We start from the raw sequence: 18,376 nt of genomic DNA on the forward strand, positions 1-18,376 counted from the left end.
GCATGAGCACTCCATCGCGAACGCATGGGCGGCATTCGGTCGCGACGGAGCTGCTGGGCGCGCTGGCGGGCGTCGGCGCCCGCGAGATCTTCGGCATTCCCGGGGATTTCGCCCTGCCCTTCTTCGATGCGGTCGAAGCGGACGGTCGGCTTCCCCTCTATACGCTGTCGCACGAGCCGGCGGTGGGATTCGCCGCCGATGCCGCGGCGCGTATGCGCTGCGCGCCCTCCATCGCCGCAGTCACGTACGGGGCCGGCGCCTTCAACATCGTGAACGCGGTGGCATCGGCGTTCGCGGAGAAGTCGCCCGTGGTGGTGATCTCCGGCGCGCCCGGGGCGCACGAGCGCGGCTCGGGCCTGCTGCTGCATCACCAGGCGAAGACGATCGAGTCGCAGTACGAGATGTTCCGCCACGTGACCTGCGACCAGGCGCGGCTGGATGACCCGGCCACCGCCGGCGCGCAGATCGCGCGGGTGCTCGCCTCCGCGCAGCGCTACTCGCGACCCGTTTACGTGGAACTGCCGCGCGACACGGTGAACGCCCCGTGTGCGCCGGCGCAGGCGGAGCCGGCCCCGCCGGTGGATCGGGAGGCGCTGGCGGCCTGCGCGGACGAGATCCTGGGGCGGCTCGGGGCGGCGCGTTCCCCGGTGCTCATGGTGGACGTCGAGGTGCGCCGCTTCGGGCTGGAGCCGCAGGTCGCCGCGCTCGCGCGGCGCCTGGCCATTCCCGTCGTCACGACGCTCATGGGCCGCGGGCTGCTCGAGAATGCCGACGCGCCGCTCGTGGGCACCTATCTCGGCCTCGCGGGCATCCCGGAAGTCTCGGCGCTGGTCGAGGAGTCCGATGGCCTGCTGCTGCTCGGCGTCATCGTGTGCGATACCAACTTCGGCGTCTCGGCGCGGCGCGTGGACCTGCGGCACGCGATCCAGGCGCTGGACGGGCGCGTGACGCTCGGGTTTCACACCTATGCCGACATGCCCCTCGCCTCGCTGGTGGAGGCATTGCTCGAGCGCGCGCAGCCGCTCGCGTCGGCGCAGGCCGTGTCGCCGGTGGAGCCGCCGCGCGGCCTCGTGCGGGACGCGGCGGCGGTCCAGCCCCTCGACGTATCGCGCGCGCTCAACGACGCGATGGATACGCACGGCCGCATGCCGGTGGCGACCGACGTCGGGGACTGCCTCTTCACCGCCATGGACCTGCAGCAGACCGACCATGTGGCCCCGGGCTATTACGCGACCATGGGCTTTGGCGTCCCGGCGGGCCTCGGCGTTCAGGCCGCGAGTGGTCGGCGTCCCCTCGTGCTGGTGGGCGACGGGGCCTTCCAGATGACGGGCATGGAACTCGGGCATTGCGCGCGTCACGGATGGGACCCGGTGGTGGTTGTTCTCAACAACGGCGGCTGGGGGATGCTGTCTGCATTCCGGCCCGATGCGCACTACAACGCTCTGGGCACGTGGAACCTGGCGCGGGTGGCGGACGCGCTCGGCGGAGCCGGGCATCTCGTGCGCACTCGCGCGGAACTCGCGCAGGCGCTGGAGACGGCGATAACGCGGCCGGGGCGCTTCCACCTCCTCGACGTGCGTATCGCGCCGGGGGCGTTGTCGCCGGCGCTGCGGCGCTTTGCCGACGCCGTCGCGCGCCTGCAGGGCTGAGATGGCGGGTTCGGATTACTTTGCACGAGAAACAAGCAATGGCGGCAGCTTGTTTTCAGTGCAAAGTCACCTGACCCCGTTATCTCTTCCAGGTCCACTCCACGAGGGCGTCCAGCGCACCCTGCGCACGGTTGGCGTTGTCGTGGTTCACGATCATCACCACCACCCACCGCTCGCCCTTCGCGTCCATCACGAAGCCGGCCACGGCCTGCACGCCCGTGAGCGTGCCACCCTTGAGGTGGGCCTGGCCCGCGAACGAGCCTGTCTTCGACTTGAAGGTGCCGTCGACGGCAAAGAGCGAGAGCGACGAGACGAGTTCCGGCATCACGGGGCTCGCCCACGCGGCGCGCATGAGCGCGGCGAGCGATTCGGCGGAGATGCGCTCGGCGCGCGAGAGCCCCGATCCGTTCTCGAGCACGAGTCCCGGGACGGGCACTGCCTTGGCTGCGAGCCACTCCCGCACGATGCGCTCGCTCGCCGCCGCCTCGCCCGGCAAGCCCGTCTTCTGCGCCGAGAGGGTTAGGAAGAGCTGGCGCGCCATCACGTTGTTGGAGTACTTGTTGATGTCGCGGATGAGGGCAGCGAGCGGTTCCGACTCGAAGCGGTGAAAGAGCACGGCATTGGCGGGTGCGGTGCCGGCGCGCACCTTGCCGCTGAACCGCCCCCCGGTCTCGCTCCAGATCCAGCGGAACGCGGCTTCGGCGTAGCGATCGGGGTCGAACACCGACAGCGGCCACGTCTTCTCGCCACATTCGGCGGGATACGTGCCCGAGAACACCACGGTGGCGAGCAGCCCGTGCTCCTCCACCTCCACCTTGAGCCCGCGCCGCCAGTTGTTGCACGGCTCCTTCACGAGCCTTGCGCGGCTCGCGATCTCCACGTTCGGGAAGTCGGGCTCGCCCACCACGCGCACGCCGGCCTCCTCGGGAACGAAGCGGAAGTCGATGGCCTTGAAGTTCACGAGCAGGGCGTCGGGCCCCACGTTGTAGGCACGACGCGTCTCGCCGTCGAATTTCGCCGGGTCGTGCGCCACGGGCGCGAAGAACGAGCGGTCGAGGATCACGTCGCCACGGATATCGCGAAGCCCTCGGGCGCGAAGCTGCCGGACAAGCTGCCACAGGCGCTCGTAGGTGAGCTTGGGGTCGCCGCCGCCCTTGAGCACCAGGTCGCCCGCGAGCGTGCCCCCGGCCACTTCGCCGGTCACGAGGACATCGGTCTTGAAGGTGTAGGCGGGGCCCAGTAGGTCGAGGCCGGCGAAGGTCGTGACGAGCTTGATCGCGGAGGCGGGGTTCAGGGGCCGGGCCGCCTGGTGCGCCACGAGGCGCTTGCCGCCAGCCACCGGCTCGACCACTGCGCCCACGGCGGATTCGGGAACTCCTGCGCGGGCGAGCGCCTCGCGGACGGGGGCGGGCAGTTGCGCGGCGGCGAGGAAGGGCGCGAGAAGCAGGGCGGCGAGGGCCGGCCTCATTCCGGATGACCCAATTCGTCGGCGATCGCGGTGCCGGCTTCCACGAGGACTGCGAAAGCCTCCTCGTCCGTCACGTAGGGCGGCATGAAATAGACGGTGTTGCCGATGGGGCGCAGGAGCGCGCGATGCCGCATCGCGATCTCGAAGGCGCGCTGCGAGAATTCCGGATCGACGGCCGCGACCTCGAAGGCCCAGATCATGCCCAGGCGCCGCCAGTTGCGCACCGCCGGGTGCTTCGCGAGCGGGGCCGCGATCGCGTCGAAACGCGCGGCCTTCACGCGATTGGCGTCGAGCACGCGCCCCTCTTCGAAGAGGTCGAGCACCGCGCACGCCGCACGGCACGCGAGCGGGTTGCCGGTGTAGGAGTGGGAATGCAGGAACGCGCGGGCCGCCGAGTCGTCGTAGAAGGCGCCGTACACCTCGTCGGTCGACAGGACGCAGGACAGCGGAAGGTATCCCCCCGTGATGCCCTTCGACAGGCACATCAGGTCCGGGCCAGACTCTCCCCGCTCCTTCAGCAGGGAGGTCGGGGGTGAGGCAAACACCTGCTCCCACGCGAACATCGTTCCCGTCCGCCCGAACCCGGTCATGATCTCGTCGGCGATGAGAAGGATGCCGTGCTTCGTCGCGAGTTCCCGCGCGTGGCGCAGGAACAGCGGGTGGTACATGCGCATGCCGCTCGCCCCCTGCACCATCGGCTCGACGATGATCGCGGCGATGGAGTCCTCTTTCGACTCCAGCAGCTTCGCGAGCGCCTGCGCGGCCTCGATGGCGCTGTTCTCGCCCTGGAATTCCTTGCTGCCGGCGTGGCGCGCGGGAAACGGGGTGACGAGGTTGCGGCGAAGCAACGCGGAATACGCCTCGCGGAACGCCGGCACGTCGGTCACCGAAAGCGCGCCGAGTGTCTCGCCGTGGTAACCGCCTTCGAGGTACACGATCTGGTTGCGGTCCGGCCGCCCGCGGTTGGCCTGGTAATGGCAGGCCATCTTGAGCGCGATCTCCGTGGCCGAGGCCCCGTCGGAGGCGTAGAAGGCGTGGCCGAGCCTGCCGGGCGCGAGCTTCGCCAGGCGTTCGGAGAGCTGCACGACCGGCTCGTGCGTGAACCCCGCGAGCATGGCGTGTTCCAGCGTTTCGAGCTGGCCGGCGATGGCCGCGTTGATGGCGGGATGCGAATGCCCGAACAGATTCACCCACCAGGAACTCACGCCATCGACGAAACGGTTTGCCTCGAAGTCCTCGAGCCACGCGCCGCTTGCGCGCGCCACCGGCACCAGCGGGAAGCGCTCGTGCTGCTTCATCTGCGTGCAGGGATGCCACACCGCGGCGAGGCTGCGGCGGACGATGTCGCGGTTGGCCAAGGGGCGGCTCAGCCGGCTACGAGGCGGTTGACCTGCGCGGCCAGGGCGCTGGTGGCCTCCGTAGCGAGCGAGCCGAGGCTGTCGCGGGGAAGCGACCCGGGTCCGTCGGACGACAAGTGGCACAACGCGGTGAACAGCGTCCGGATTTCCACGCTCGCCAGGGCGTCCCCCGTGCCCGCCACGTCGATCGTGGGGCCTTTCGTGTCGAGGGCGAGGCTTACGCCGGGCGCAAGGAGGTCAACGGAACCGTGCGCGTTCCAGTACTCGGTAAGCCGTTCGAGGATCAACCTCTCCAGCTCGCTCTTCTCTCTGGGTCCCAGCAGTGGCATGTGTCCCGGACTCCTCGACGCGGCGGGTTTCCCGGCATTTTATCCTGCCTTGGGCGGACTGCTGTGGAGCGAGTGCCTGGCGCTGGCATCCATCCAGCCCGAGTGCTAGCAACACGCGCCGGGAATTCCGTGCGAGAAAGGCTACGCGTACGCAGCCTGCCTCACCGGTAGTGATCGGTTTTTGCGGCCCCTTTCTTTCGAACCCGACGAGGAACCGGACCATGCAACTGCTCGACCGCATCGAGACGCAGCTCATCGCCAACCGCCTGCCGCTCGTGGGCGTGAGCGTGGCCGCGGTTCCCTGGGCCAACACGCCCTTTGTCCTCACGCTGCACTGGCACGGCTTCGTCGAGACGAGGCTCGCGGACGTGACCGATGCGAACGTCGTCGCCTACCAGCCGGTGCCCAGCTCGGCGCTGCAGGTGAACGAGCGCTGGGATCGCCTCGAGGAGCTCGAGAACGCGGTGCTCGACGTGGCCTGGGAGCTGGGCTCGTGGGATCTGGCTCGCCGCGAGGCGCCCCCGTTCATTCGTCCCGGCTCGAGCGCACAGGAGTCCCTGGAGTGCATGGGCGCCTTCGGGAATCTCCCCATCACCCTCGAAGGCCAGTTGCCCATCGTGGCCGAGGTGCCGGACGGAGAGGAACTCATCGATGCCGCCGGGCGATCGGGCTACGTGCAGTGGATGTTCCGCCCTGTTCGCGGCGGCGTGTGGGCGGACATCGCGGACGATACGACCTTGCAGGAAGGCGGGTACCGCAATCCCCCCTGCCCGATGCTGGCGGCGCCGACGAGGCCCGGCGCAGCACGGCGCGTGGTGTACCAGTTCGGCCGGAGCGACAAGCTGGTGAGTTGACCGCCGGCAGCTACCGGGGCGGCAACAATGTCATGATGCGGCTGGCATTTCCCTTCCAGGCGCCCCATGTCCCTCACACCGGGTGATCACGATCTGGTCATCGGCTCGTCGTGGTCTCTCGGCCAGCGATCGGGCCTGCTGTTGCTCGCGATGCTCGTGCCGGCCATCCTGCTGTTCGATTTCGTCTCCGGGAAAGGCGTTTCGCTGCAACTTTTCTACCTCGTTCCCGTCGGCATCGCGGCGTGGACCCTCGGGGCGCGTGCCGGCTACGCGATCGCGGCCGCCACGGGCCTGTCGTGGGCATTCGTGGCCCTGGCCTCCCGGGGCATGGAAAGCACGCTCGGCGCCCTGGCGTGGGAAATCGGCTCGACCTTCGGCCTGTACCTGTTCGTGGCCCATGTCCTCACGCGTCATCGCAGGTTCATGGAAGGGCTTCGCGCGACGGCGCGGGTGGACGGCGAAACCGGCGCCCTGTCGCGCCGCGAGTTCGATCGGATCCTGGACTCCGAGGTGCGGCGCTCCCGGCGCTATCGCCGGCCGCTGGCGCTTCTGCTGTTCGACATCGCGGAGGTTCGCGGCCAGGCGGCCGGCCACCTGGCCGCTGCCGTCCGCTCGCTGCAGGCGCAAGCCCGCGAGGTGGACTCCGTGGCGAGAATCGCGGACCGGCACTTCGCGGTCCTCCTGATCGAATGCAAGGAGCCGGAGCCCACTCTCGTTTACGAACGGCTGCGCGATGTCCTGGTCACCAACCTGCGGCTTGCGGCGACGGACGTCGCTGCCGGGCTGGTCATCTACCGGGGCGCCTCCGTGATCTCCGGCGGCACTCTCCTGGCGCTGGCCGAGAGCCATGCCGCCCTGGCCAAGACCGGCACCGGATTCGCCGAAGCGCAGGCAGATTGACCGCTGCTGCGCCGGCCGCGGCGTTCAAAGGGGCTTTTTCAGCGTCATTGCGCCCCTGATCTCCTTCGTGCGGTAGCCCACGGCCTTGTCCTGCGGGTAGAGCGCGGCCAGCTTCTCGCGCACGGCGGGCTTCATCGCCGCAGGATCGCCATGACAGCCCAGGCAGAGCTCCTGGGTAGGCAACGCCTTCATGTAGCGGTAGGACTTCTGCCCGCCTTCGGCGACGACCTCACCCTTTTCGAGCGTGGCCGGGTTCTCGCCTGCCGCGGCACGACGGTCGAAGTCCTCGAGCACGGCGCGCTCCCAGGCGTCGGGAGTCGCCTTCGGGTTGCGGTTCTTCAGGCTCACGCGGCGCACGGCCCATCCCGATTCCTCGGAGGCCGCCTTCGCAAGTTGCGGCGCCTTGTCGCGACAGACCGAGATGGCGCCCTCCGGCCCGCCTTTCTCGATCTCGACGCTCAGGACGGCCAGCAGTTTTGGGGGCAGGGCGCCGGCGACCTTGCGGGCTTCCGGGAGGAGGTCGGAGGCGAATGCGGGGAGCGCGGCGAGCAGAACGGTGGCGAGCAGGGTCTTCTTCATGGCGGGGTCCGGGGGAGGGTCGAAAGGGGCCGCCTGGCACGCGACCCGGCGGCGCCTTCATCTGGCGCTCTCCACGCGGTGTCCGGCAATACCTCCTTTGAGCAACCCCACCAGCGACTGTGAGCGCACACTCCGAGCGTTCTGCAGCCTGCCGCTCTTGAACTTGGGCCGCAGCGGCCTTATTATTAGCACTCGCTGCGGGTGAGTGCTAATGCCCGCCTTATTCGCGTCGGGGAGCCACTCCCTGAATGCCCTTCCGAAACACTCAGACAACCGAGGAGTCCAGCAATGAAACTGCGTCCCCTGCATGACCGTGTGATCGTCAAGCGCCTGGAAGAGGAGCGCAAGACCGCCTCCGGCATCGTGATTCCCGACACCGTCGCCGAGAAGCCCGACCAGGGCGAGGTGATGGCGATCGGCCCCGGAAAGAAGAACGACGAGGGCAAGCTTTTCCCCGTCGACGTCAAGGTCGGCGACAAGATCCTCTTCGGCAAGTACTCGGGCACCACCGTCAAGATCGACGGCGAGGAGCTGCTCGTGATGCGCGAAGAAGACATCATGGCCGTCGTGGCCTGATCGCTTCCCCCCAATCATTCGAAGAGGAACAACCATGGCTGCCAAAGACGTCAAATTCAAGGAACATGCGCGCGTTCGCATGGTCGCCGGCGTGAACATTCTCGCCGACGCGGTGAAAGTCACCCTGGGCCCCAAGGGCCGCAACGTGGTTCTCGAGCGCTCCTTCGGCGCCCCCACCGTCACCAAGGACGGCGTGTCGGTCGCGAAGGAAATCGAGCTGAAGGACAAGTTCGAGAACATGGGCGCGCAGATGGTGAAGGAAGTCGCCTCCAAGACCTCCGACATCGCCGGTGACGGCACCACGACCGCGACCGTGCTCGCCCAGTCGATCGTGGCCGAGGGCATGAAGTACGTGGCCGCCGGCATGAACCCGATGGACCTGAAGCGCGGCATCGACAAGGCCGTACTCGCCACCGTCGAGGAGCTGAAGAAGCTGAGCAAGAAGTGCGAGACCAATGAGCAGATCGCCCAGGTCGGCTCCATCTCCGCCAATGCCGACGAGAACATCGGCAAGATCATCTCCGATGCCATGCAGAAGGTCGGCAAGGAAGGCGTGATCACGGTCGAGGACGGCAAGTCGCTCGACAACGAGCTGGACATCGTGGAAGGCATGCAGTTCGACCGCGGCTACCTCTCCCCGTACTTCATCAACAATCCGGATCGCCAGATCGCCATCCTCGAGGACCCGTTCGTCCTCCTGCACGACAAGAAGATCTCCAACATCCGCGACCTCCTGCCGGTGCTCGAGCAGGTGGCCAAGGCCGGGCGTCCCCTCCTCATCGTCGCCGAAGACGTCGATGGCGAGGCGCTCGCGACGCTCGTCGTGAACAACCTGCGCGGCATCCTCAAGACCTGCGCCGTCAAGGCACCGGGATTCGGCGACCGCCGCAAGGCCATGCTGGAGGACATCGCCATCCTGACGGGCGGCACGGTGATCGCCGAAGAGCTCGGGCTCAAGCTCGAGAACGTGACCCTGAAGGACCTGGGCAAGGCCAAGCGCATCGAAGTGGCCAAGGAAGACACCACGCTCATCGATGGCGCCGGCAAGGAAGACCAGATCAAGGCGCGCGTGGCGACCATCCGCGCCCAGATCGAGGAAGCCACCAGCGACTACGACAAGGAAAAGCTCCAGGAGCGCGTGGCCAAGCTCGCCGGCGGTGTTGCGGTGATCAAGGTCGGCGCCGCCACCGAAGTCGAGATGAAGGAGAAGAAGGCCCGCGTGGAAGACGCGCTGCACGCGACGCGCGCTGCCGTGGAAGAAGGCATCGTCCCGGGCGGCGGCGTGGCGCTGCTGCGCTGCAAGGCCGCGATCGAAAAGGTCAAGGGCGACAACACCGACCAGGATGCCGGCATCAAGATCGTGCTGCGTGCCGTCGAGCAGCCGATGCGCGAAATCGCCCGCAACGCGGGTGACGAGCCCTCCGTGGTCGTGAACAAGGTCCTCGAAGGCAAGGGCAACTACGGTTACAACGCCCAGACCGGCGAGTACGGCGACATGGTGGCGATGGGCGTTCTCGATCCCACCAAGGTCACGCGCTGCGCTCTCCAGAACGCGGCTTCCGTCGCGGCTCTCATGCTCACGACCGACGCGATGGTTGCCGAGTCGCCCAAGGAAGACAAGGGCGGCGGCATGGGCGGCGGCGGCATGGGCGGCATGGGCGGGATGGGTGGCATGGGCGACATGGACATGTAACCCGCCTCCTCTCCCCGCTCCTTCAGGAGAGCAGTCGGGGGTGAGGAAAACGAAAGGCCCGCTTCGGCGGGCCTTTTTCTTGTGCCCGCCGGGCTCAGCCGGTGCGGCCGTCGGGCAGCTCGCGCCGCAGGTAACCCAGCCTGCAGCTCTTTTCGAGCTTGCCGGCGAACTTCGGAAAGTCGAGCCCGTAGCGCGCGCGCATCGCCTTGGCTTGCCCGTCGATCCAGCGCCAGCGCGGCTCGAAGGCGGGGTCGCGGAAGGCGAAGGCGACATGGTTTCCGTCGTCCGCGATGGGGAGCAGGATCACGTTGCCGGCGAAGACGGTGCGGATCATGGCGAGGTGCGCGAGTCTCTCGGCCTTCTCGCCCACGAGGTTGGCCACCATCACGCCGCGCTTCGAGAGAATGCCGCGCACGTCCTCGTAGAATTCGCGCGTGCACAGGGAGGGCGCAACGCCGTCGCGGTCGAAGGCGTCCACCAGCACGGCTTCGGGCTTTTCCTCGCACTGGGCAACGTAGCCTGCCGCGTCGGCCAGCGCCACCGTGAAGCGCGCATCGTCCGGCGGGACCAGGAACTGGTCGCGGAACGCGAGGATGTCGGGGTCGATCTCGACCGCCGTGATGCGTGCGGCAGGCAGGTGCCGATGGCAATACTTGGCGAGCGAGCCTCCGCCCAGGCCCAGCAGCAGGATCGCGCGCGGGTCGGGCAGGAACAGCAGGAACCCCATCATCTTGCGGGTGTAGGCGAACTCGAGCGCGAAAGGATCCGCCAGCCGCATCTCGCTCTGGATGAAGGCGCGAGTGAAGTACAGGCAGCGCGCCCCGTCGTCCTCGATGACGAACGGCCTCGAATAGGTCCGGGCGAGCACGCGATCCAGTGTCGCTTCGCGGTCGCAGTCGTCCGCCTCGAGCAGGCGGATCACGCCGCCTTCGTTGGCGAAGGGGTTCGGCAGTTCCAGCATCGGGCTACGCCGCCTGCAGCATGAACTCGACCTTGACTGCCTCGAAGGGAAATTCCACGCTTCCGTCCCCGGTTCGGTTCAGCACGCCGGCCTTCAGCAGCGCCGTTACGTCGCCGTGTACCGCCTTGACGTCGCGACCCACGCGCCGCGCTGCCTCGCGGATTGAAACGGGGCCGGCGCCGCACAGGGCCTTGAGAAGCTCCCATCGCTTGGCTGTCAGGACCTTCCAAAGCAACTCGGGAGTCGCGAACCCGATGCGTGCCTCGCGTTCGGCGCGCCCGGTCTTCATGGCGAGGGTCGCATCCTCCAGCGTCGTGGCCAGGGATCGAACTTCAAGAACGACGGTTTTCACGGTTCCACCTTTCAATGTCTGCGCGGAAGTCGGCCATCAACTTGCCGGGCGAGGAGAACGCATAGGATCGTTCGGCCCTGCCGAAGTGCCGATGATCGCCCTTGCCGCGTTCGTTGTCGTACAGCACCACGCACTTGCCGGCGACGACATAGGCCAGCCTGCACTTGTAGCCACGTGTCGAGGGCTCCACCGGACGCGGAACGCGCCACAGGGCAATCTCGGCGAAGGCATCCTCCTCGAGAACGACGCGATGGAGGACCAGCGCGACGGCTTTCATGTTGGAGAGAATAACAACACATCCAGGTGTTGTCAATTACTCCAACACAGAGCCCTTCAGCGCGCTTGTCCCATCGCCGAGAACACGCGGTCACGCCGCTCGCGGTCGCTCCCGTCGGCCACGCCCGGCTGGGCGCACCAGGCGAGGAGGCGATCGCCTGCCGTGCCGCCACCGGCCGCGGCGCCGCCGCCGAAGCGTTCCTTCAGCAGCTTCACCTGCAGGGCCAGGCGCTGCGGCTGGAGCTCGGCGGGACTTTCGAGGCCGAGCGCCATTTCCAGCTCGAGGAGCCCTTCGCGCCGCGCCTGGCTGCCCCGCTCGATGCGAGGCCGGTACTGCCCGGCGGTGGAGGCTTCCACCAGCGCGGCGAGCGCGGCGTCGCGCCTCGCAGCCATCTTCTTTTCCCACGCGGCAGGCAGCTCGGGCATGGCGCTCCAGCGTTCCTTCGCGGCTTCGGGCGATGCGGCCCCGGCATCGGCGAGCAGGGCGGCCTCGAGTTCACCGCACAGGCGGTCCTTCTCGTCGAGCGTCTTCCACACCGCGGCCTCGCGGGAGCGAACCCGGGCCGAGAGCGACGCTTCCACGTCCTTCACCGCGCTCCTGAATCTTCCTTCGAGCGCGCGTAACCCCGGGTCCGCCCCGCGCGTGCCTGCCCGCCAGCGATCCTGCAGGTCACGCAGCGCGGTGCGAGCTTCCTTCTCGTCCCTGTCGGTCGCCTTTGCCAGCTGTTCGAGCTGCGCGCACGTGTCCTCGAGCGTGCGGCGGCCTTCCGTCTTGCGGCCGTCCTCCTCCTTGCGCTTCGCATGGCGCGCCTCGAACACGCCATCGCACGCGGCGCGGAATCGTTCCCACAGCGCCCGTTCGTCGCGCTGCGCCAGCGGGTGCGCCTTGGAATGCTCCTGCCAGCGCGCCTGGATGGCCTTCACCAGCGAGGGGGCCTCGCGTTCCATCGCCCGGGGCAGCAGCGCCTCGACTTCCGCGATCAGCGCCAGGCGGCCGTTCTTCGCCTCTTCGCGCGCGCCGGAAAGCGTTGCGCGCAACGGGGCGAGCGCTTCCTTGAGGCGGGCGTCGAGCTTCTTCCACGCGCCGGGATCGACACTGCCCAGTTCCCCCTCGCGCCAGGCGCGGTCCGTTTCGCGTAGCCAGCGCTCGATGGCGCGCGGATCCGGCGTCTCGCCCAGCAGGGTGGGCACATGCGCGCCGGCGGCGACGATGAACTCCTCGCGCTGCTTGCGCGCGAGTTTCCTTTGCGCCGCCAGCTCGGCGAAATGCCGGGCGGCGGGCGCGTAGGCCTTTTCGCAGGCGCCGTCGAAGCGTTCCCAAAGCGAACGGGGCACGCCGGCGTGTTGCGCGTCGAGCGCCTTCCACTCGTCGCGAAGCTTCTTCACCTCGGCGGCGGTGCGCGACGCGTCCTGCGGCTGCGTGACGAGCGTCTCCGCGCGTTCGCACAGCTGCACGCGCGCGTTCTGCTGGCCGAACGATTCCCAGCGCTCCAGCTCGCCCAGTTGCTGGCCGATACGGCCCATGCGCTGCTGGGCCGGCTTCGGCAACGCCGCGGCATCGGACTTGATCGCCTTCATCTCGTCCACCGCGGCACGCGCCGCGTGCACCTGGCCCGCGGCCAGCGCCTGCTCCGCCACGAGCAGCAGGGCGTGGACGCGATCCTGCACCACGCTCGCTTCCTCGCGAGCGGCCTGCGCATGGCCGAGCCGGCGCTGCTCGATGACCATGAGCGCCGCCTCGAAGCGGCGGGTGAGGGCGGGCGTGCGGATGGCGCGGTCGAGCGCCTGCCAGCGCTCCGGCAGTTGCGCGTTGTCCACCGACGTATCGGCGGCCAGTTGCTCGGCTTCGACCACCAGCGCCTCGGCGCCGGCCAGCGCCCGCAGTTCCTGCTCCCAGGCATCGAGGCGGGCCCGCGCCGCGGCAAGCCGGGACTGCACCGCCTCGTCGCCCAGCCCGCGTGCCTCTTCGCCCAGCGCAGCGAGTTCCGTGCGAAGATCGGTAAGCGCCTCCGGCCCGTCGGGAGAGGAGAGGTTCGCGATCCAGTCGTTCACGCGACGCGCGAAGCGCGCGCGCGCCGCCTGCTCGACCTGCTCGCGGTCGAACCGCGCCTGCAGGGCCCGGCGCGCCGCCTCGCAGCGCTCGAGCCGGGTCGCGTCCTCGTGCATGTCCAGCGCCTGCCAGCGGCGATTCAGGTCAACGACCGCCGTGAGGATGGGGCCGGGCGTGCCGGCGAGCGCTTCCAGTTGCGCGAGGATCGCGTCGGCCTCGCAGGCCTGGCCCTCGCGGTCCTTCATCGCCTCCAGGCGCTGCTTCGCGAGACGGGCGACGCCGCGGTCCTTGTTCTTCGCCGCCTCGACGAGCGCGCGCAGGCCCTCGGGAGAGCGGACGCACTCGGCCGCCGCGAGCCGCGTTTCCGCGTGGCCGCCCGCCAGCGCCAGGTCGACGAGCAGCGGTTCGTCCCGAATGCCGGCGATCGCGACGAGGCGCCGCTCGGCATCCTTCGCGTGCCGCGCCACGTCGCTGCGGATCGCGTCGCTGCAGTCGGGCGCGGCCAGGAAGGCCCGGGCGTCGGCTGCATCGGTCGTGGCCGCGAGCACTCGGCCGAGCGCGGCGGCCAGCGCCGCGCGCATGTCCGCGTCCGTTTCCTTTCCCCAGGCGGTCCCGAGCGCGGCGAGGCTGGTGCACCGCTCCGCCGCGGCGGTGCGCACCTCGGGCGCTGGATCGCCGGTGACGAGCGAGGCGAGTTCGGATGAATCCGGCGGCAGGTGCGCCACGCCCAGGACGCGCTGCGTGGCCTCGGGATGCTCGTGAAGAGGGGTGCGGGAGAAGAGCCGGGTGACCATGGTGGGGGCGGGAGTCGGTACGGGGGGCCCACGCGGAACGGGGGCTGTACCCGAATGATAATCCCTGCCGGACTGATCTGAATCAGCCGGGCGCATTGCATGCTCCCGGACCGCCCCGTACACTTCGACCCGATCCTATCGGTCTTCGATAGCGAAACTCGATAATGGGCGAGAAGGAAATCTACGGCGGCCTGGTCCGCTTGCACGTGCTGCACCACGCGTGCCATGAACCCATCTTCGGCCAGGGGATCATGGACGAGCTCGCGCACCACGGCTACCGGCTGGGTCCCGGGACGATGTACCCGATCCTGCACGGGCTCGAGCGGGGCGGGTACCTGAAGTCGTCGGTCGAGAAGGTCGGCAAGCGCAACCGGCGCACGTACATCGCCACTGCGGCCGGAAGGAAGGCACTGAATGCGGCGAAGGGAAGGGTCTGGGAGCTGTTCAGGGAGTTGTTCGAGGACGAGCTGTCGAGCGTGCCGCGGAACAAGGTGGCTCGTGACGGGAAAACCATGAAGAAAACGGGAGAAGGGCAATGAAATTGCATTCAGGCATGGGCATCACCAGCATCGCGGCAACCGCGATCCTCGTTTTCACGCCGCTTGGCGCGTCGGCGCAGGCGATCGGCGGGACGGTGACGGACGGAGGCAGGCAGGCCATTTCCGGGGCGACGGTCTTTCTCGTGCCCGCGGCCGACGTGGCGAAGATGAAGAAGGCGCCATCCTTCAACATCCGCCGCGATGTCGATGACGACGAGCCGATGGACGACAATATTGCCGCCAACGGCGACAAGTACCAGCACGCGGAAACCGACGGCAAGGGCGAATTCAGCTTCCCGAGCGCGGCGGCCGGCAAGTATTTCGTGTACGTCGTGCCCGCCGACGAGAAGCATCTGCCCGGCGGCACGCTAACCAACAAATCGATGACGACGGCCGAACTCGCTGCCAAGCCGCTGGCCATCCAGGTGTCCGGCAAGGTCCCGGCCAACGCGACCTTCATCGGCACCTCCAAGTGCATGAAGTGCCACGACGACTACGTCGACATGGGCAAGACCCTGCACAAGCTGGGCATCACGGTCATCGGAAAATCCAGCAAGCTGCAGGACTTCTCGCGCTTCCCGAACTTCAACGACGGGCTGAAGAAGCTCCAGGCCGGGACGAAATTCTACTTCTACGCCTATGACAAGGGCCGCGGCTTCGACAAGTACCAGGTCTCGACCACCGCGCCGGCCGACAAGGCCTCCCTGAGCCACACGGCCACCTTCTTCACGGACAAGGACGGCTCGCTGAAGGTCCGCATGGAGAACGCGCGCGACGCGAACGACAAGCCGCGCGTCTACCCGGTCGAGATGACCTACGGCGGCGGCCTCTACAAGCAGCGCTACCTGCTGCGCGTCGGCGCCTCCACGTATCCGTTCCTGCAGTACAACACCGAAGGCAAGGCCGAGTGGGCCGACCGCTCGCGCAAGGTTTGGCGCGACTACCATGCCGACTGGTTCTTCAACGAGACCACGAAGAAGCTGACGGACCCGCCCGTCAAGAAGTCCTTCGAGAAGGAGTGCGCCTCCTGCCACTTCAACGGCTACTCGCTCACGCCGACGGTCGGCGGCGACCTCGTTGCCGGCGCGGCCAACGATCCGAACGGCGAGCTGGACATCGACGGTGACGGCGTGCCCAACGAGCTGAACATCGGCTGCGAGAACTGCCACGGCGCCGGCTCCGAGCATGCCAAGGCGCCCCTGAAGCGCAAGGCGTCGATGATCGTGAACCCGGCGAAGCTGGCTTCCGAGCGCTCGATGGTGATCTGCAACCAGTGCCACAGCCGTCCGCAGGGCACGATGAAGAACGACCAGCCGATCAACAGAGAAAACCGGATGCTCACCCCCGGCATCAGCCGCAACGAGTATCTGGTCAACCACACCTCGCGCGAGGACGCGGCGCAGAGCGATTTCTGGCCCGACGGCGTGCACTCCAAGTCGCACCACCAGCAGGCCACCGACGTGGTGCGCTCCAGGCACTACATCAACGAGACCCAGATCCTCAACTGCGCCAGCTGCCATGACCCGCACGGCAAGTCCGGCCTCAAGTACCAGGTGAAGGCCGCGGTGCGCGACGGCAAGGACTCGCTGTGTGCCAGCTGCCACAAGGTGGACATTAAGGCGCACACGCTCAAGACGGTGGGCGAGGAGCACACGAAGAAGATCGCCTGCGTGGACTGCCACATGACCAAGACCATGCAGACGGGCGCCGGGTTCGGCAAGGGCATCGACGGCAAGGGCGGCGCCAACTACTGGATGAACGACATCACTTCGCACCTCTTCGACGTGCCGCGCATTTCGAACAAGGGCGTGAAGGGCGTGGCGCCGGGCGCGGCAATGCCGATCCCGTACACCAACGCCTGCGGCACCTGCCACGAGGCTGAAAAGATGTAGGCGAGCGGATTCGCCCGCGTCACCGGAAGGCCCGCTTCGGCGGGCCTTTTTTCATGGACGGGCGGTCCTCGCTCCGCGCCTTGCTACACTGGCATGCCAATTCCCTCGACGCCCGGCTTGTCACCCCACCCCGCCATATCCTTCGACGTGGTCGTCATCGGCGCCGGCGCGGCCGGCATGATGTGCGCCGCGACGGCCGGGCAGCGCGGCCGGCGCGTGCTCCTCGTCGATCACTACCCGAAGCTCGGCGAGAAGATCCGCATTTCCGGGGGCGGGCGCTGCAATTTCACCAACCTGCACGCCTCGCCCGCCGAATACCTCTCGAAGAACCCGCCCTTCTGCCGCTCGGCGCTGGCACGCTACACGCCCCGGCACTTCATTGCGCTCGTGGAGAAGCACCGCATCGCGTATCACGAGAAGACGCTGGGGCAGCTTTTCTGCGACGAGAGCGCGACGCAGATCATCGACCTGCTGAAGGCCGAATGCGACGCGGGCAGCGTCGAATGGCGCATGCCCTGCGAGGTGCGTGGCGTGGAGCGGGAGGGGGTGCGCTTTCGCGTCGATACCGCGGCCGGCGCTGTCCTCGCCTCATCGCTGGTCATCGCCACCGGCGGTCTCACGGTGCCGAAGATCGGCGCCACGCCCTTCGGTTACAAGGTGGCGCAGCAGTTCGGGTTGGCGGTCGTGCCGCCGAAGCCTGCGCTCGTTCCCCTGAGCCTCGACCCGGAAACGCTCGCGCGCTATGGCGATCTCTCGGGCGTCTCGGCGGATGCGGAGGTCTCCTGCCGCGGCGCGCGGTTTCGCGAAAGCCTCCTGTTCACGCACCGAGGACTTTCAGGCCCGGCGATCCTGCAGGTTTCGTCCTACTGGCAGGACGGGTCCGCGGCCGATCCCCTGCACGTGAACCTGCTGCCGGGAACGGATATCGTATCCTGGCTGGGGGAAAGCCGCCGCTCGAAGGCGCATCTCGCCACGCGGCTCGGCGAACGCCTTCCGAAGCGATTCGCGGTGGCGTGGTGCGAGGCTCACGACCTGGCGAAGCCCATCGCGGAACTGTCCGACAAGGCGCTCGCGGAAGCGGCGGAAATGCTGGGCGACTGGCCCGTGCGCCCCTCCGGGACGCTCGGCTACAACAAGGCGGAGGTGACACTGGGCGGCGTGGACACGCGCGATCTCTCGTCGAAGACGATGGAGGCGACCTCGGTGCCCGGGCTCCATTTCATCGGCGAGGTGGTCGATGTCACGGGCCACCTCGGGGGATTCAACTTCCAGTGGGCGTGGGCCTCCGGCCACGCCGCGGGAGAGGCCGCCTAGCGCGGCCCTATTTTCCGTCCGCGTACTTGTCGCGCAGCGCCTGCGTCGCGCTGCGGAAAAGGCCGAGATCGCTGCCGACGGCCACGAAAGTCGCTCCCCACTCCAGGTAGCGGCGCGCATCGGCCTCGACGGGCGCCAGCGTTCCGGCGGGCTTGCCGCCCGCGCGGGCGCGCTCGAAGACATGCTTGATCGCGGCCTGGACATCGGGGTGAGCCGGATTGCCCAGGTGCCCGAGGGCTGCCGCGAGATCCTGCGGACCGACGAAGAGCCCGTCCACGCCGTCCACGGCGGTGATGGCGTCGATCGCCTCCAGGCCACCGCGGCTTTCGATCTGGACCATCACCGCGATGTTGTCGTCGATGATACTCAGGTAGTCGGGCACCGTGCCGAAGCGGTTGCTGCGCTGCGAAACGGAGACGCCGCGGATGCCGCGCGGCGGATAGCGCGTCGAGGCCACGGCGGCGCGCGCCTGCTCGGCGGACTCCACGAACGGCATCAGGAAATTGTGGACGCCCGCGTCGAGCAGCCGCTTGATGATGACCGGCTCGTTCCACGGCGGGCGCACCACGGGGGCGCTTGCACTGTCCTTCAGCGCCATGAGCTGCGGCACGAGCGTCGATACGTCGTTGGGCGCGTGCTCGCCATCGACCAGCAGCCAGTCGAAGTTTGCAAGTCCCAGCACCTCCGCGGTGACGGGATTGGCAAGCGAGCACCAGCAGCCGATGAGGCGCTTTCCCGCGAGGAGGTCCCTGCGGAAGGCGTTGGGGGGGGAGCGGTAGGGGGCGTTCATGG

17 protein-coding genes are annotated in these 18,376 nt (G+C 68.3%); 8 read left to right on the plus strand and 9 right to left on the minus strand.

Annotated elements, in window-relative coordinates; all coding sequences use genetic code 11:
* Positions 1–2 precede the first annotated feature (2 nt).
* Entirely contained in the window at positions 3–1,649 is a 1,647-nt protein-coding gene (ipdC, locus tag IPP91_10045) for an indolepyruvate/phenylpyruvate decarboxylase (protein ID MBL0142412.1), read from the plus strand.
* Between the two features lie 79 nt (positions 1,650–1,728).
* Here the strand turns inward: ipdC and dacB are convergent, their stop codons facing one another.
* The 3 genes from dacB to IPP91_10060 are packed head-to-tail and all read right to left on the minus strand — an operon-like array spanning position 1,729 to position 4,804.
* Entirely contained in the window at positions 1,729–3,117 is a 1,389-nt protein-coding gene (gene dacB / locus IPP91_10050) for a D-alanyl-D-alanine carboxypeptidase/D-alanyl-D-alanine-endopeptidase (GenBank protein ID MBL0142413.1), read from the minus strand.
* Positions 3,114–4,475, minus strand: a complete 1,362-nt coding sequence (bioA, locus tag IPP91_10055; protein ID MBL0142414.1) for an adenosylmethionine--8-amino-7-oxononanoate transaminase — start codon at positions 4,473–4,475, stop codon at positions 3,114–3,116. The genes dacB and bioA overlap by 4 nt, the downstream gene beginning before the upstream one ends.
* A gap of 8 nt (positions 4,476–4,483) precedes the next feature.
* On the minus strand, positions 4,484–4,804 hold the full coding sequence (locus IPP91_10060; protein ID MBL0142415.1) for a hypothetical protein: 321 nt from the start codon (positions 4,802–4,804) through the stop codon (positions 4,484–4,486).
* Between the two features lie 221 nt (positions 4,805–5,025).
* Between IPP91_10060 and IPP91_10065 the strand changes: the two genes are divergently transcribed.
* The gene (locus tag IPP91_10065; GenBank protein ID MBL0142416.1) at positions 5,026–5,658 is read left to right on the plus strand and encodes a diguanylate cyclase; all 633 of its coding nucleotides are present in this window, start codon (positions 5,026–5,028) and stop codon (positions 5,656–5,658) included.
* A gap of 66 nt (positions 5,659–5,724) precedes the next feature.
* Complete coding sequence (locus IPP91_10070) at positions 5,725–6,558, plus strand: GGDEF domain-containing protein (protein ID MBL0142417.1); 834 nt, start codon at positions 5,725–5,727, stop codon at positions 6,556–6,558.
* A gap of 24 nt (positions 6,559–6,582) precedes the next feature.
* Here IPP91_10070 and IPP91_10075 read toward each other — a convergent pair whose 3' ends face one another.
* Complete coding sequence (locus tag IPP91_10075; GenBank protein ID MBL0142418.1) at positions 6,583–7,137, minus strand: DUF3365 domain-containing protein; 555 nt, start codon at positions 7,135–7,137, stop codon at positions 6,583–6,585.
* Positions 7,138–7,425: 288 nt separating this feature from the next.
* Here IPP91_10075 and groES point away from each other — a divergent pair, with 288 nt between their 5' ends.
* Together groES and groL are read left to right on the plus strand one after the other, a co-directional pair.
* Entirely contained in the window at positions 7,426–7,713 is a 288-nt protein-coding gene (gene groES / locus IPP91_10080) for a co-chaperone GroES (protein ID MBL0142419.1), read from the plus strand.
* A 34-nt stretch (positions 7,714–7,747) separates the two neighbouring features.
* On the plus strand, positions 7,748–9,406 hold the full coding sequence (groL, locus tag IPP91_10085) for a chaperonin GroEL (GenBank protein ID MBL0142420.1): 1,659 nt from the start codon (positions 7,748–7,750) through the stop codon (positions 9,404–9,406).
* A gap of 94 nt (positions 9,407–9,500) precedes the next feature.
* On the opposite strand, the gene IPP91_10090 is transcribed toward groL, so the two are convergent.
* The 4 genes from IPP91_10090 to IPP91_10105 are packed head-to-tail and all read right to left on the minus strand — an operon-like array spanning position 9,501 to position 13,839.
* Entirely contained in the window at positions 9,501–10,367 is an 867-nt protein-coding gene (locus IPP91_10090) for a fused MFS/spermidine synthase (GenBank protein MBL0142421.1), read from the minus strand.
* 4 nt (positions 10,368–10,371) lie between these two features.
* The gene (locus IPP91_10095; GenBank protein ID MBL0142422.1) at positions 10,372–10,719 is read right to left on the minus strand and encodes a DNA-binding protein; all 348 of its coding nucleotides are present in this window, start codon (positions 10,717–10,719) and stop codon (positions 10,372–10,374) included.
* A complete protein-coding gene (locus tag IPP91_10100) occupies positions 10,700–10,996 on the minus strand; it encodes a hypothetical protein (GenBank protein MBL0142423.1) in 297 nt (98 codons plus the stop codon). The genes IPP91_10095 and IPP91_10100 overlap by 20 nt, the downstream gene beginning before the upstream one ends.
* 56 nt (positions 10,997–11,052) lie before the next feature.
* Positions 11,053–13,839: a DUF349 domain-containing protein gene (locus IPP91_10105; protein ID MBL0142424.1), complete on the minus strand. Its 2,787-nt coding sequence runs from the start codon at positions 13,837–13,839 to the stop codon at positions 11,053–11,055.
* Positions 13,840–14,003: 164 nt separating this feature from the next.
* On the opposite strand from IPP91_10105, the gene IPP91_10110 reads away from it, so the two are divergent.
* The 3 genes from IPP91_10110 (at position 14,004) to IPP91_10120 (ending at position 17,584) form a co-directional block, all read left to right on the plus strand.
* Positions 14,004–14,378, plus strand: coding sequence for a helix-turn-helix transcriptional regulator (locus IPP91_10110; GenBank protein MBL0142425.1), 375 nt, complete (start codon positions 14,004–14,006; stop codon positions 14,376–14,378).
* On the plus strand, positions 14,375–16,270 hold the full coding sequence (locus IPP91_10115; GenBank protein ID MBL0142426.1) for a hypothetical protein: 1,896 nt from the start codon (positions 14,375–14,377) through the stop codon (positions 16,268–16,270). Before IPP91_10110 ends, IPP91_10115 begins: the two co-directional genes overlap by 4 nt.
* A gap of 93 nt (positions 16,271–16,363) precedes the next feature.
* Positions 16,364–17,584, plus strand: a complete 1,221-nt coding sequence (locus IPP91_10120) for an NAD(P)/FAD-dependent oxidoreductase (GenBank protein ID MBL0142427.1) — start codon at positions 16,364–16,366, stop codon at positions 17,582–17,584.
* A gap of 7 nt (positions 17,585–17,591) precedes the next feature.
* On the opposite strand, the gene garL is transcribed toward IPP91_10120, so the two are convergent.
* Positions 17,592–18,374 (minus strand): 2-dehydro-3-deoxyglucarate aldolase, encoded by a 783-nt coding sequence (gene garL / locus IPP91_10125; GenBank protein MBL0142428.1) that lies wholly within the window; start codon positions 18,372–18,374, stop codon positions 17,592–17,594.
* Positions 18,375–18,376 lie beyond the last annotated feature (2 nt).

The organism is Betaproteobacteria bacterium (assembly GCA_016720855.1).
In the GTDB taxonomy this organism is placed as follows: Bacteria; Pseudomonadota; Gammaproteobacteria; order Burkholderiales; family Usitatibacteraceae; genus FEB-7.